Annotated in this window: 13 protein-coding genes; 5 read left to right on the forward strand and 8 right to left on the reverse strand. The window is 70.3% G+C overall.

Going from position 1 to position 12121, the window contains the following annotated elements:
- Nucleotides 1-154 precede the first annotated feature (154 nt).
- Entirely contained in the window at nt 155-1171 is a 1017-nt protein-coding gene (locus ACZ6N8_RS19815) for a LacI family DNA-binding transcriptional regulator (RefSeq protein ID WP_466011755.1), read from the forward strand.
- A gap of 3 nt (nt 1172-1174) precedes the next feature.
- Here ACZ6N8_RS19815 and ACZ6N8_RS19820 read toward each other — a convergent pair whose 3' ends face one another.
- The 3 genes from ACZ6N8_RS19820 to ACZ6N8_RS19830 all read right to left on the reverse strand — a co-directional run bounded on the left by ACZ6N8_RS19820 (nt 1175) and on the right by ACZ6N8_RS19830 (nt 3874).
- Nucleotides 1175-2584 carry a family 43 glycosylhydrolase gene (locus ACZ6N8_RS19820; RefSeq protein WP_466011756.1) on the reverse strand — a complete coding sequence of 470 codons (1410 nt, stop codon included), beginning with the start codon at nt 2582-2584 and terminating at the stop codon, nt 1175-1177.
- 224 nt (nt 2585-2808) lie between these two features.
- Nucleotides 2809-3081 (reverse strand): hypothetical protein, encoded by a 273-nt coding sequence (locus ACZ6N8_RS19825; protein ID WP_364363347.1) that lies wholly within the window; start codon nt 3079-3081, stop codon nt 2809-2811.
- A gap of 13 nt (nt 3082-3094) precedes the next feature.
- Complete coding sequence (locus ACZ6N8_RS19830) at nt 3095-3874, reverse strand: hypothetical protein (protein WP_466011757.1); 780 nt, start codon at nt 3872-3874, stop codon at nt 3095-3097.
- Between the two features lie 181 nt (nt 3875-4055).
- On the opposite strand from ACZ6N8_RS19830, the gene ACZ6N8_RS19835 reads away from it, so the two are divergent.
- Nucleotides 4056-4421 carry a DNA polymerase ligase N-terminal domain-containing protein gene (locus ACZ6N8_RS19835; protein WP_466011759.1) on the forward strand — a complete coding sequence of 122 codons (366 nt, stop codon included), beginning with the start codon at nt 4056-4058 and terminating at the stop codon, nt 4419-4421.
- A gap of 9 nt (nt 4422-4430) precedes the next feature.
- On the opposite strand, the gene rox is transcribed toward ACZ6N8_RS19835, so the two are convergent.
- Nucleotides 4431-5894, reverse strand: a complete 1464-nt coding sequence (rox, locus tag ACZ6N8_RS19840) for a rifampin monooxygenase (protein WP_466011787.1) — start codon at nt 5892-5894, stop codon at nt 4431-4433.
- 202 nt (nt 5895-6096) lie between these two features.
- Nucleotides 6097-6510: a MerR family transcriptional regulator gene (locus tag ACZ6N8_RS19845; protein WP_466011761.1), complete on the reverse strand. Its 414-nt coding sequence runs from the start codon at nt 6508-6510 to the stop codon at nt 6097-6099.
- A gap of 86 nt (nt 6511-6596) precedes the next feature.
- Here ACZ6N8_RS19845 and ACZ6N8_RS19850 point away from each other — a divergent pair, with 86 nt between their 5' ends.
- Entirely contained in the window at nt 6597-7520 is a 924-nt protein-coding gene (locus ACZ6N8_RS19850; RefSeq protein WP_466011762.1) for an oxidoreductase, read from the forward strand.
- A gap of 84 nt (nt 7521-7604) precedes the next feature.
- Here ACZ6N8_RS19850 and ACZ6N8_RS19855 read toward each other — a convergent pair whose 3' ends face one another.
- From ACZ6N8_RS19855 to ACZ6N8_RS19865, 3 genes are all read right to left on the reverse strand, one after another.
- Nucleotides 7605-8486 (reverse strand): fructosamine kinase family protein, encoded by an 882-nt coding sequence (locus ACZ6N8_RS19855; protein ID WP_466011764.1) that lies wholly within the window; start codon nt 8484-8486, stop codon nt 7605-7607.
- Nucleotides 8487-8592: 106 nt separating this feature from the next.
- On the reverse strand, nt 8593-9507 hold the full coding sequence (locus ACZ6N8_RS19860) for an NADP-dependent oxidoreductase (RefSeq protein WP_466011765.1): 915 nt from the start codon (nt 9505-9507) through the stop codon (nt 8593-8595).
- Between the two features lie 34 nt (nt 9508-9541).
- Entirely contained in the window at nt 9542-10180 is a 639-nt protein-coding gene (locus tag ACZ6N8_RS19865) for an HD domain-containing protein (protein ID WP_466011767.1), read from the reverse strand.
- A 175-nt stretch (nt 10181-10355) separates the two neighbouring features.
- Here ACZ6N8_RS19865 and ACZ6N8_RS19870 point away from each other — a divergent pair, with 175 nt between their 5' ends.
- A complete protein-coding gene (locus tag ACZ6N8_RS19870) occupies nt 10356-11333 on the forward strand; it encodes a GlxA family transcriptional regulator (protein ID WP_466011769.1) in 978 nt (325 codons plus the stop codon).
- A gap of 436 nt (nt 11334-11769) precedes the next feature.
- Nucleotides 11770-12121: endo-1,4-beta-xylanase (locus ACZ6N8_RS19875; RefSeq protein ID WP_466011771.1), on the forward strand; the 352-nt coding region annotated here is incomplete at its 3' end.

Below are 12121 nucleotides of genomic sequence, written 5' to 3' on the forward strand. Positions count from 1 at the left end.
TACGGCCATGCCCGAAGCGCGTGGGTGGTGGGCGTCGGCGATATTGACATGCATCATCGTCTGTATAACGTTATAGAGCCGCGCGGGCCGCCGCGTCAATCCTTGGTCATCGATGTACCGTCGCTCATCAGTCGAATTCGTGGAGGGTCGGCGGATGGCCGTCAGCCTGAAGGACATAGCCGAACGCGCGGGCGTCTCGCTGGCCACGGTCTCGAACGTGGTAAACGGATACCGGCCGGTGGGGGAGCGGACCCGGCAGCGCGTGCAGCAGGCGGTCGACGAACTCGGGTACAGCCCCAACCTCGGCGCCCGGCACCTCCGTCGGGGGCGTACCGGTCTGATCGCCCTTGCCGTCCCGGAACTGAACAATCCCTACTTCGCCGAACTCGCCGAGATCGCCATCGCCGAGGCCGCCGGGCTCGGCTACACGCTCGTCATGGAGAACACCGCCGCGGACCGGGACGCGGAGCTGGCGCTCCTCGGCGGCTCCCGGCGGCACATCATCGACGGCCTGATCCTCAGCCCGGTGCGGATCGGTCGGGAGGAGGTCCTGTCCCGGACCGCCGACAGTCCGCTCGTGCTGATCGGCGAGGGCGTGTACGACGTACCGCACGATCACATCGCCATCGACAACGTGGCCGCCAGCCACGCGGCGATCCAGCATCTCGTGACGATCGGTCGCCGCCGGATAGCGTTTCTCGGCGCCACGCCGGGTGGTGACCGGCAGTCGGCGCACCTGCGCGTACGCGGCTACCGCGAAGCCCTCGCCGCCGCCGGCCTGCCGTACCGCCCGGGGCTGGTCGCCCGCACCGACGCGTTCGGCCGACCCGACGGCATGCGGGCCATGCGTGAGCTGCTCGCGCTCGGTGACCCACCGGACGCGGTGTTCGCCTACAACGACCTGGTCGCCGTCGGCGCGCTGCGGGCGTTGGCCGAGGCCGGCCACCGGGTGCCGCAGGACGTGGCGGTGGTCGGCATCGACGACATCGAGGAGGGCCGGTTCAGTACGCCGACCCTCACCACTATCGCGCCTGACAAGAGGGAGATCGGCCGTCTGGCGGTGCGCCGCCTCATCGCCCGCATCGAGGGTGCGCAGGTTGCGGCGCCGCTGACCGTGCAGACGCCGTTCCGGCTCATCCGCAGGGAGAGCACCGGCACCACGGGTGGGTGACGACTACTCCAGGTGGAACGTGGCGGAGGCCCGCTCGGCGCTCGTACCCACCGCCTCCACATAGAGCAGCCCGTCGCGGTGACGCACGTACCGTCCCGGGTAGTTCTGCGACTCCAGCGAGAGCCCGGCGCTGTCGGCCAGGCCGGACCTGCGCTGGAAGCTCGCGTCCCCGCCGAAGAGGGACGACCCGTCGCTCCTCTCGACGTACAGGGCGAAGCCCCTGTGGCGCAGGTAGTAGCCCGGGAAGTTGGTCGACTCCAGCGACACCGTGCCGCCACCGGCGAGACCGTTGACGATCCGGAACTGTGAGTCGGCCAGGTTGGCCACGTTCGGCTCGATCCGGGCCCGGTAGTCGTAGTGCCTGATGTAGCTGCTTGTCACATCGTGTGACCGCAGCCGTACCGGTGTGGCTCCGTCGGGCACCGGGACGCCGAAGTTCGGCGTGCCGTCGGCGTTCCAGTACACCTTCTGGAGCCTGGTCCGGCGGTTCGGATCGTTGAGCGGATCGCCGCTGATGTCCCGGTAGTTGCGGTCGTGATAGACCAGGATGTCGCTCTGCCCGTCCTCCGAGACGGTGAACGAGTTGTGGCCGGGGCCGTACTGGCCGGTGGCCGCGTTGCTGGTGAACACCGGAGTGGGGCTCTTGCTCCAGGAGGCGGCGTCGAGCAGGTTCGCGGTGGCGGATGCGCTCAGCATCCCGAGGCAGTAGTTGGCGTCCGTTGCGCTTGCCGAGTAGGTCAGGAAGAGGCGACCGTTGCGTTGGACCACGCTGGGGCCCTCGGCGACCCGGTAGCCGCGGGTCTCCCAGTCGTACGTCGGCACGACGAGCCGGGTCACCGTGCCCGTGATCTGCCACGGGTTGGCGCCCATCCGGGCGAGGTAGACGTTGGAGTTCGTCGAGATGCCCGGCTCCTGCTGCGCCCAGGTCAGATAACGCACCCCGTTGGCGACGAAGGTCGAGGCGTCCAGGCTGAAGGTGTCCCAGGGGGTCGTGATCCGGCCGCGTTCGGTCCACGAACCGGTGAGCGGGTTCGGGTTCGCGTTCTCCAGCACGTACATCCGGATCCGCCAGACGTCGTCGGTCCGGCCCGCGGCGAAGTAGACGTACCACCTGTTGTTTATGAAATGGATCTCCGGCGCCCAGATGTGGGCGCCCATCTCCCCGCTGGTGTGCCGGGACCAGATGGTCGTCTCCGCCGCTGTGGCGAGCCCCTGCAGCGTGGTCGCCCGTCGCAGTACGAGTCGGTCGTACTGCGGCACCGTCGCGGTCATGTAGTAGTAGCCGTCGGTGTGCCTGACGATGTGCGGGTCGGCCCGTTGGTTCACCAGTGGGTTGGTGTAGGCGACCGCCGGCGCGGCGTGCGCCGGCCCGGCCACCGGCAGGCCCGCCGACACGGCGAGCACGACGAGCATCGCGGCCAGGATCGGTCGGAGGCGTCGGGGGCTGTGGCGGCCGACGCGCTCCGTTCCGATGGCGCGGCGGTTGGCTGGACCGTCCGGGTGCGGTGGCATCAGACCTCCGGAGGGTGTGGAGCGCGGGAGACGCGGTCTCAGCAGTGTTGGCGCTAACATCGATGAAAGTCAAGATAACGAAGCGCGACGCGCCCCGTCCGGAGTGGACGGGGCGCGTCGTCGTGTCAGCCGGGGACCGGCCGGTCCTCGTCGATGGTCGGCTCCGGGGCGGTGGCCACCTCGATGCGGGGCGACCGGTCCGGCGGCAGGTGGGCGAGGTCGGCGATCACGACGACGTCCACCTCCCCGTCGATCATCGCCTGTTCGACCGTCTCCCACGGTGCCCGGACGATCCCGTTCGATCGGTAGTCGTGCCGGCGGAGGTGGGTGAGACACGCCGCGACGGCGGGCTCCGACGGCTCGATGTCGGCGGGGATCCAGATAACAGCGATTTCCATGACTTTCTCCTGATCAACGTCGTGGACGCGGGTGGGTGATCAGGAGTTGCCGGGGCGGGGGCGGACCCCGCCCCACGGGGCGGCTGGCAGCGCGCATGTCGACGGCGGCGACAGCGCGCCCCCGCCACAGCGGCGAGCTGGGCGGCGGGTCTTCGGTGGTCGATGTCGCGGGATCGGCGCCGCTGACGCCGGTGGCCGCGGTGACGGACGCCAGCGACCGTACGAGCGCGGGCAGCCCCGGCACGGGACGGGCGGGCGGGGTGGGCGCGGGAGTTCCGGCAGCGGCCACCCGCCTCCCCGCGGGCACACGACCCTCGCGGGCGCGGGACACCGTCGCTGTCGCGGAGGGCGCAGGCGACGACGGCGCCGCGGTACGGCCCTTGGAGGCGGACGGGACGGGTGCGGCTGTCGACCGGGGCGACGGCCGGGTCCTGGGCGGTCTGGTCGGTACCGCGACGGGCGGCGTGACCGACGTCGGCCTCAGGGCGGTGGTGGGCAGGGGAACGGCCGAGGGCAACGGGAGGGCCGACGGCAGTGCGATGGCCGACGGCAGCGGGACGGGGACCGTCAGCGGCGTCTCGATCACGTCCGGCACCAGCGCCTTGATGATCTTCGGCGGGGTGGCGGCCCGCGCCGGCGGGGGACCGGCAGGCAACGGCAGTGGTTCGGCGCCGGCGGGGTCGGCGCCGACGGCCGCGCCGAGCGCCGCCGCCCCGAGGGCCGCCGCGGGCAGGCAGTACCGCAGACGCATCAGTCGAGAGCCGGTGACAGTCGGGTCCAGGGGTACGCACACTCCGATCCACCCTGTCGGTGCCGCCCGCCGAGCACCTGCTCGTCGCCCCGCGCCGTCGCACCCATGGGTGGTTCTTGCCCCTCGGACGCGGGGGCTACACCTCGCATCGATGTGTCCGGGCAGGGCGGGCACCCCGGCGTGAGCAGCAAGCGACAGGCGCGAGGGCCGACGATCGCCGACAATGGCGGACGTGGCACCTGCCTTCGTCCTGCACCACCACCGCAAACCACGACCGCACTTCGACCTGCGGCTGGAGGAGAACGGTGTGCTGCGCTCCTGGGCGGTGCCTCGCGGGCTGCCGGCAGGTCCCCGCGACAACAGGCTCGCGATCGCCGTACCCGACCACCACCTCGACCATCTGACCTACGAGGACGCCGACAAGTCGATCGCCGACATCGGCACCTGGGAGGAGCACGACCGCACCGACCGCAGGATGCTGTTCACGTTGCACGGCCGCACCGGCCGTCGGCGGTACGCGCTCATCCGGACCGGCGAGGGATGGCTGCTCCACCTGACGAAGGAGCAGCCACCGGACGAGCCTGGATAGAAGCGTCCCTCACACCCGCGCGGGAGCGCCCTCGGCACCGAACCACCTGGTCAACGCCGTGGTGAGCGTCTCCTGATCCTCGCCGACCCACGCGACGTGCCCGTCCGGCCGCAGCAGCGCCGCTGGCACGTCCAGTTCCTCGCTCGTGTCGACGACGTGGTCGACCCGATCGGTCCAGCCGTCGACCGAGAGTCGCCCCGTCTGGTCGAGCAACAGCCCGCTGCCGGTACGCATCAGCTCGAACAGTCGCCCCTGCTTCACCTGGACGTCGCGCAGGCGCCGCCCCAGCAGGGCGTGCCCCTCCCCGAAGTCGTACCGGACACCTATCGCCGTGATCTTCTCGATCAGGAACCTGTTGACGTCCTCGAAGTCCATGAGCTGCGCCACCAACCGTCGGACCGCCTGCGGCCCGGGCTCGTTGGTCGTCAGCTCCATCTGGGCGCGGGTGTTGTCCAGCACGTCGGCGGCCACCGGATGCCGCTCGGACTCGTAGCTGTCCAGCAGGTCGTCGGGCGCCCAGCCGGCGACTGTCGCGGCCAGCTTCCAACCCAGGTTGAACGCGTCCTGGATCCCGAGGTTGAGCCCCTGCCCGCCCATCGGCGGGTGGACGTGCGCGGCGTCCCCGGCCAGAAACACCCGGCCGGCCCGGTAGCGCTCGGCCTGCCGGGTCGCGTCGCCGAAGCGCGACAGCCAGCGGGGGGAGTGCGCGCCGAAGTCGGTGCCGGCGTACCTGCGCAACTGCCTCTTGAACTCCTCGAACGTGGGCGGCACCGAGCGGTCCTCGGCCACGCCCTCCGCCGGTACGACAGCCCGGAACACCCCCGGTCGACCGGAGGGGCCGATACCGAACCGCTTCTCGGTCTTGCGCACCTCGGTCATCACCGCGGTGGTCTCGTCCAGAGACGCTGTCACCTCCATCTCGCCCAGCAGAGTGTCGATCGTCGACGGCTCGCCTGGGAATCCGATGCCTGCCAGTTTCCGAACCGTGCTGCGCCCACCGTCACAGCCGACGACATACCGGGCCCGGAACGTCGTAGGGGTTGCGTCCGCGACGTGCACTGTCACCCGGTCGTCGTCCTGCTCCAGCCCGACCACCGCACCACCGCGCCGGATCTCCGCGCCGACGTCGGCCGCGTGTTCGGCGAGCAGTCGGTCGGTGAGCGTCTGCGCGATGCCGAGTACGTACCCGTGGGCGGTGTCCAGGCCGGCCGGAGCGGGTTTCTCGATTCCCGCGAAGAATCCTCGAACGCCGCCGGCGGTGATCGGAAATTTCTTGCCGTTCTCCAGGAACCGCTCCAACAGGCCTCGCTGATCCAGCACCTCGATACTGCGGACGTGCAGCCCGAGCGACCGCACGAACGGCGGCGGCTCCATCTCTTTCTCCACCACGAGCACGGTGACGCCCCGCAACCGCAATTCGCTCGCCAGCATCATTCCGGTCGGCCCGCCACCGACGATGATCACGTCGAACACGCAATTCCCCATGTCTGCCGATTTTCGCGGTCGGCCGACGATTGTGCGCCACAACCGGGGTCTTGCCACAAGCCCCGGTATGCGGTATATGTTGAAAGTGGCAAGGAGTTCCCCTCCTTGCCTTTGCTGTTTCCGGGGGCCCGTGCTGTTTCCCGGGCCTGTGCTGTTCCCTGCCCGGCTCACGCCGCCGGAGCGCCGCGCGTCAGGCGACCCGGGAGGCGTGCTCGTCCGGCGTCGGCGGGGGTTGCTGCTGCCAGGGGTCCCCTGTGGCGCCGTCGGCGAGGTGCCGTTCGTAGCTGCTCACCTTGGTGTCGATGAGGGCGAGACAGTCGCGCAGCTGCGCGAGCTGGTCGGTGACCCGGCGCCGATGCTCGCGGAGCAGCTGGAGCCGTTCGACCTCGTTGCCGTCGCCCTCACGGACGAGCTGGGCCAGGTGGGCGATCGTCGTGAGCGGCATGCCGGAGGCCCGGAACTTCACGCAGTTCGCCAGCCACTCGACGTCCCAGGCGCAGTAGACCCGCCTGCCTGACGCGTCACGCCGCACGTCGCTGGCCAACAGTCCCTTTCGCTCGTAGAGCCGCAGGGTGTGCACGCTCAACCCCGTACGCTGCGCCACCTGTCCGATGCTCAGGTCCCGGTCCGCCACACCGTCGACAGTAGTCCGTTGACCTAGACCTCGGTCTAGCACCTAGCGTCCGCGGCATGACCAGTCACACGACGCACACGCCGTTCGGCGCCCACAGCACGGCCGGTGACGTCCTCGCCGGGATCGACCTCACCGGCACGACCTCTGTCGTCACGGGTGGCTCCTCCGGCCTCGGTCTCGCTACGACCCTCGCCCTCGCCCGGGCCGGTGCCCGGGTTGTCGTACCGGCACGGCGGCCGGACGTCGCGCAGCGGGCGCTCGCCGGTGTGACAGGGGTCGAGGTCGACCAGCTCGACCTTGCCGACCTCGACTCGGTCCACGCGTTCGCCGAACGGTTCCTGAGCAGGCATCGTGCCCTGGACATCCTCATCACGAGCGCCGGAATCATGGCCTGCCCACCGACCCGGGTGGGCCCCGGGTGGGAGGCGCACTTCGCGACCAACCATCTCGGCCACCACGCGTTGACGAACCTGCTGTGGCCGGCGCTCACCAATCCCGGCGCGGCCCGTGTCGTATCGGTCAGCTCCGGGCGCAACCCGACCTGGCGTATCCGGTGGGACGACGTGCAGTTCGAGCGCGGCTACGACAAGTGGGAGGCGTACACCCAGTCGAAGTTCGCGAACATTTTGTTCGCGCGCCACCTCGACCTGCTCGGCAGGCCGCACGGCGTCCGCGCCTTCTCGGTCAACCCCGGCTGGATCCTCACCGGCCTGCAACGACACCTCGACGTCGAGGAGATGGTCGCCGCCGGCTGGATCGACACGCACGGGACGCCCCGACCGGGCCTGTTCAAGACCGCCGAGCAGGGCGCGGCGACGCAGGTGTGGGCCGCCACGTCACCGCAGCTCGCCGCGAACGGCGGCGAGTACTGCGTGGACTGCCGGATCGCCGGGAGCGCCCCCACCGACAGCGGTGACGCGGCCCGCCTCTGGTCGCTCTCGGCGGACCTGACAGGTCTCGACCTCATCGGCAGGGGTTGAGCGTGCTTGGCGCACCGCCAGACCGCCTGACCGTACGGGGGCCGGCGGTCGTGGGGATCGGGGCACCGCGCCGTCGAGCGCCTGTCAGGTCCGCTTCCGGAACGGGGCGAGGGTGGCCCGGATGTGATCGGCCGCGCCCCAGTCGTCGTCGAACTGGGCGAGCACGGCGAGGTGTTGGCGCAGTTGGACGATCGGCATGCGAGCCCGCCAGTCCTCGTCGAGCGCGGTCAGCTCCGCGTAGACCTCGAAGAACCGCTGCGCCTCCTGCGGGGGCGAGGTGGACCACACGTGGGCGAGGTCGACCTCGGCCCAGGTGTAGGACACGGCCGGGTCGATGAGCGCGGGCCGTCCGTCCGCTGTGGCGAGGATGTTCTGCGCCCACAGGTCGCCGTGCGTCAGACACGCCGGCCGGTCCGGCAGCAGGTCGGGCAGCCTGTGACACAGCCGCTCCAACGCGGCCCGGTCCGCGGCGTCGAGTGCCGCCTCGACGCGAGGCTGCCCGAGCCACCGGAGCAGCCGATGCGTGGCGAAGAACGCGAAGCCATCGTCATTCCAGGTGTTGATCTGCCGGCGGCGGCCCAGCCAGTTGTCGTGGTGCCAGCCGAAGCGGCTATGGGTCGTACTCATGTGCATGCGGGCCAACTCGTGCGCGAACCGCTCCCAGAAGGCCTCGCTGCGTGGTCTGGGCTCCAGCAGGGACAGCACGAGCAGTTCGCGCTCGGCCAGGATCACCTCCGGCGTCGCGACCCTGCCCAGTTCACGCAGCGCGGCCAGCCCTTCGGCCTCCGCGACGAAGACGTCGTCGCCGGGCGCCTCGGCGAAGGCCTTGACGAACACCGGCGGCCCGTCCCGTCGCGTGGCGGTGCCGGCGAGCGCCGCGAGCCCGCCCGACGCCGGCTCCACTGTGACGATCTCCCGCATCCCCGCGCGGAGCAGGCGTTCCCGCAGCAACGTTGTCGAGCGCATCAGGATGGTTCTCCTCCGCTCCCGGGTGCCAGTGGTGGCCTCGGCGGTGCCGAGAGGCGCACCGGCCGACGAGGAGGTCACCGTATCCGGCCCACCACCATCGTGATCACCCGACCTTGATGATCGTCTTGCCGGGCGTACGGCGGTCGCGGGCGAACGCGGCGGGCGCTTCGGCCAGTGGTCGCTCGGCACCGACGATGGGCTTGAGCCGCCCGCTCCGGACGCGCTCGGCAAGGTCGGTGAGCCGGGCTCGATCGGGTTCGACGACGAAGAAGACGGCCCGTCCGTCCCTCGGCTGCACGGTCGGGGGCGTGGCGATGGTGACGACTGTGCCGCCCGGGCGTACCAGCGCCGTCGATCGTTCGAGGATGTCCCCGCCGATGACGTCGAACACCACATCCACCTCGCCGACGTCCCGCAGGTCGTCGGCGCCCAGGTCGAGGAAGGTGTGCGCGCCCAGGGCCAGCGCGAGGTCACGGTCGCCGGCTCGTCCGGTACCGATCACGTGGGCGCCCACCTCCCGCGCGAGCTGCACGGCGATCGAGCCGACCCCGCCGGTGGCGCCGTGCACGAGGACGGTCTGACCGGTGGTGAGGCGGCCGTGGTCGAAGAGCCCCTGCCAGGCGGTCAGTCCGGAGATGGGCAGCGTGGCGGCCACGGTGTGGTCGATGTCGGCCGCGAGGGGGGCCAGGTTGCGCGCCTCCACCGCTGTGTACTCGGCCAGCGACCCGTTGCGGGCCCAGTCGGTCAGCCCGAACACCCGTTGACCCACGGTGAGGCCCGTGGTTCCGTAGCCCAGCTCGGCCACGACTCCGGACAGCTCGTGCCCGGGGATGGTGGGCGTCCGGTCCCGGCCGGCCCGATCGGTCCAGGTGGCGGGCCAGTCGAGTTCGCCGGGCGTGAACCCGGCGGCGTGCACCCGGACGATGACGTCGTTCTCCGCGGCGTGGGGATACGGCACATCGGTGAGGGTGAGACCACCGACACCCGCGTCCCGGTCTCGCACGACTATCGCTCGCATGATCAAAACCTTTCAGGAGGTACCTCGGATCCGGTCAGCTCGGCCAGGGCGAACCGGTGATGCGCTCGACAGTCGTCACCCGTCGCAGGCCGGGGATGAAGTGCTCGAGGATGTCGGAGTTCACTGTGCCGTTGGTGGTTTCGGGGCGGCCCTTCAACCCGTCGACCGTCGCTCGCAGAAACTCGTTCGTGAAATCCCCGCGCGGATGGACGGCCAGGATCTCGGCCAGCTGATCGCCGTCCAGTCCGTCCAGGCCGAGACCGAGCACGTCGGTCAGGACACCGAGGTACGTGGTCGCGATTTCCGGGCCCATCCGGTCGGGGATGCCAGGCGTGGTGTGCAGCGCGATCGCCGTCCAGACGGTCTCGGCGGCGGCGGCGGAGAAGCCCCGGTCCAGGAGGAACCGGCGCGCGTGGTCGGCGCCGTCGACCTCGAAGCGCTGCTCGACGTCGGAGAAGGGCGTCAGGAGGCCGCTGTCGTGGAACATGGCCGCCAGGTAGAGCAGTTCCGGATCCGGTTTCACCCCGAGCCTGCCCGCGTGGATCAGGCCGAACAGGAAGACCCGGCGCGAGTGGTGGTAGATGAGGGAGCTGGTCGTCTCCTGGATGTGCCGTGTCGCTTCCGCGACCGCCGCTGTCTCAGGAATCTCCCACCCCGCGATGACCTCTGGCATGGTGCATGGCCCTTCCGGAACGTGCGTGGATGCTGTTTCCACGCCCATGCTGCCCACTGATCCTCGTCCGTCGCCGCCTTTGTCTGGCCAGGTTCCCCTCAGATCAGGACAGGGGGCGTGCTACCAATAGACGGTGTCCACGCCGCCTGGTTCGCCGACGCGGTCGGGGGCCGCGGTGAGCGCCGGTCCGCACAGCGTGGCGATCCTGGTGTACGACGGGGTGACCCTGCTGGACGTCGCCGGCCCGGCCGAGGTGTTCAAGGAGGCGAACCGGTTCGGTGCCGACTACCGGATCACGCTGCTCTCCCCGAACGGCGCGGACGTCACGTCGAACCTCGGGATCCGGATGGCGGTCGACGGCGCCGTCTTCCCGGAACCGGCGGTCGACACGTTCCTGGTGGCCGGCTCCGACCGGTATCCGCGGGTCGGTGTCCCCGCCGACCTGGCCGACGCCGCGCGGGCTCCGGCGGCCCGTGCCGGTCGGGTCGCGTCGATCTGCACAGGCGCGTTCGTCCTCGCCGCTGCCGGCCTTCTCGACGGCAAACGTGCCACCACGCACTGGAGGGTCGCGCACGAGCTGGCCGCCCGGTATCCGACGAGCCGCGTGGAACCGGACGCGATCTACGTTCGCGACGGTGCCACGTACACCTCGGCGGGGGTGACGGCCGGTATCGACCTGGCGCTCGCGCTCGTCGAGGAGGACCACGGGCCCGACGTGGCACGCGACGTCGCGCGTGCCCTCGTGGTGTACATGCAGCGGGCGGGCGGACAGTCCCAGTTCTCGGCGCCGTTGCAGGGACCGCCGCCCCGCTCGCCGGCGCTCCGTTCGATCATCGACCTGGTGATGGCGAACCCCCGGGCCGACCATTCGCTCGGCGAACTCGCGAAGCATCTCAACGTGAGTACCCGGCACCTCACCCGACTCTTCCACGACGAGCTGGCCACGACACCCGCCCGATACGTGGAGAACATTCGATTCGATCTGGCCCGGGCGATGCTCGACCAGGGGCACACGGCAACGCAGGCCGCGACCCTCGCCGGGTTCCCCAGCTACGAGAGCCTGCGGCGGGTCTTCGCCCGTCAGTTGTCGATCAGCCCCGCCGCCTACCAGCGCCGGTTCGGCACCACCCGCCGCGCCGACCCGAGGTCCTGACCGGCGCCTCACCTGTGAGCGATAACAAGGTCGTCCCACAGGTGCGGGCGGTGCGATCCGGCGACGGGGGGCGAGGTTCGGCGCGGGAAAGCGGCCATATCGAAGGCATCGATATGGCTCGTTCGTTACGTCTTGACGAACAGCATGTTATCGCTCACTCTCGATGGAGAGGACGGCGGCGCCGGTAACTCACCGGGCGAGCCCCGCCGGCCGCACCTCGGAGCACGGCGTCCCCCTGGGCATGTGGACGTCGCCTCAGGGCTCTCCGCAGTCGCCGGCGACAACCCGCCGGACCGCGTGCGTCAGTGCGAGATGGCCAGGATGACCGTCCCGGATTCCTCGGTCCAGCGAGCGTCGGCCGCACCGAACGGCTTCTTCCGGTCCTGGGTGAAGTGGCACCTCACCACCACCGATGCAACCACTGAGAAGGAACAACATGAGACCCAAGAGAACGCTGCTGGCGACGGCGACCCTCGCGGTCGCCCTGACCGCGGGCATGACGATGGCGTTGGCCCCGATGGCCAGCGCCGGGACGACCCTGAAGGCGTCGGCGGCCGAGAAGGGCCGCTACTTCGGCGCCGCCGTCGCCACGGGCAAGCTCTCCGACAGCCAGTACGTCGGAATCCTCAACAGCGAGTTCAACAGTGTCGTGGCCGAGAACGAGATGAAGTGGGATGCCACCGAGCCGCAGCAGGGGCGGTTCAGTTACGCCGGTGGTGATCGTCTGGTGAGTCATGCTCGTGCGAACGGGATGAGTGTGCGGGGTCATGCGCTGTTGTGGCATCAGC

This window comes from Micromonospora sp. NPDC047521 (assembly GCF_055587305.1).

Excerpts from the sequence above, each read along its gene's own strand:
- ACZ6N8_RS19815 (WP_466011755.1), top strand. The coding sequence starts at position 155 with ATGGCCGTCAGCCTGAAGGACATAGCCGAACGCGCGGGCGTCTCGCTG.
- ACZ6N8_RS19820 (WP_466011756.1), bottom strand. The coding sequence starts at position 2,584 with ATGCTCGTCGTGCTCGCCGTGTCGGCGGGCCTGCCGGTGGCCGGGCCG.
- ACZ6N8_RS19825 (WP_364363347.1), bottom strand. The coding sequence starts at position 3,081 with ATGGAAATCGCTGTTATCTGGATCCCCGCCGACATCGAGCCGTCGGAG.
- ACZ6N8_RS19835 (WP_466011759.1), top strand. The coding sequence starts at position 4,056 with ATGGCGGACGTGGCACCTGCCTTCGTCCTGCACCACCACCGCAAACCA.
- ACZ6N8_RS19850 (WP_466011762.1), top strand. The coding sequence starts at position 6,597 with ATGACCAGTCACACGACGCACACGCCGTTCGGCGCCCACAGCACGGCC.
- ACZ6N8_RS19855 (WP_466011764.1), bottom strand. The coding sequence starts at position 8,486 with ATGCGCTCGACAACGTTGCTGCGGGAACGCCTGCTCCGCGCGGGGATG.
- ACZ6N8_RS19860 (WP_466011765.1), bottom strand. The coding sequence starts at position 9,507 with ATGCGAGCGATAGTCGTGCGAGACCGGGACGCGGGTGTCGGTGGTCTC.
- ACZ6N8_RS19865 (WP_466011767.1), bottom strand. The coding sequence starts at position 10,180 with ATGCCAGAGGTCATCGCGGGGTGGGAGATTCCTGAGACAGCGGCGGTC.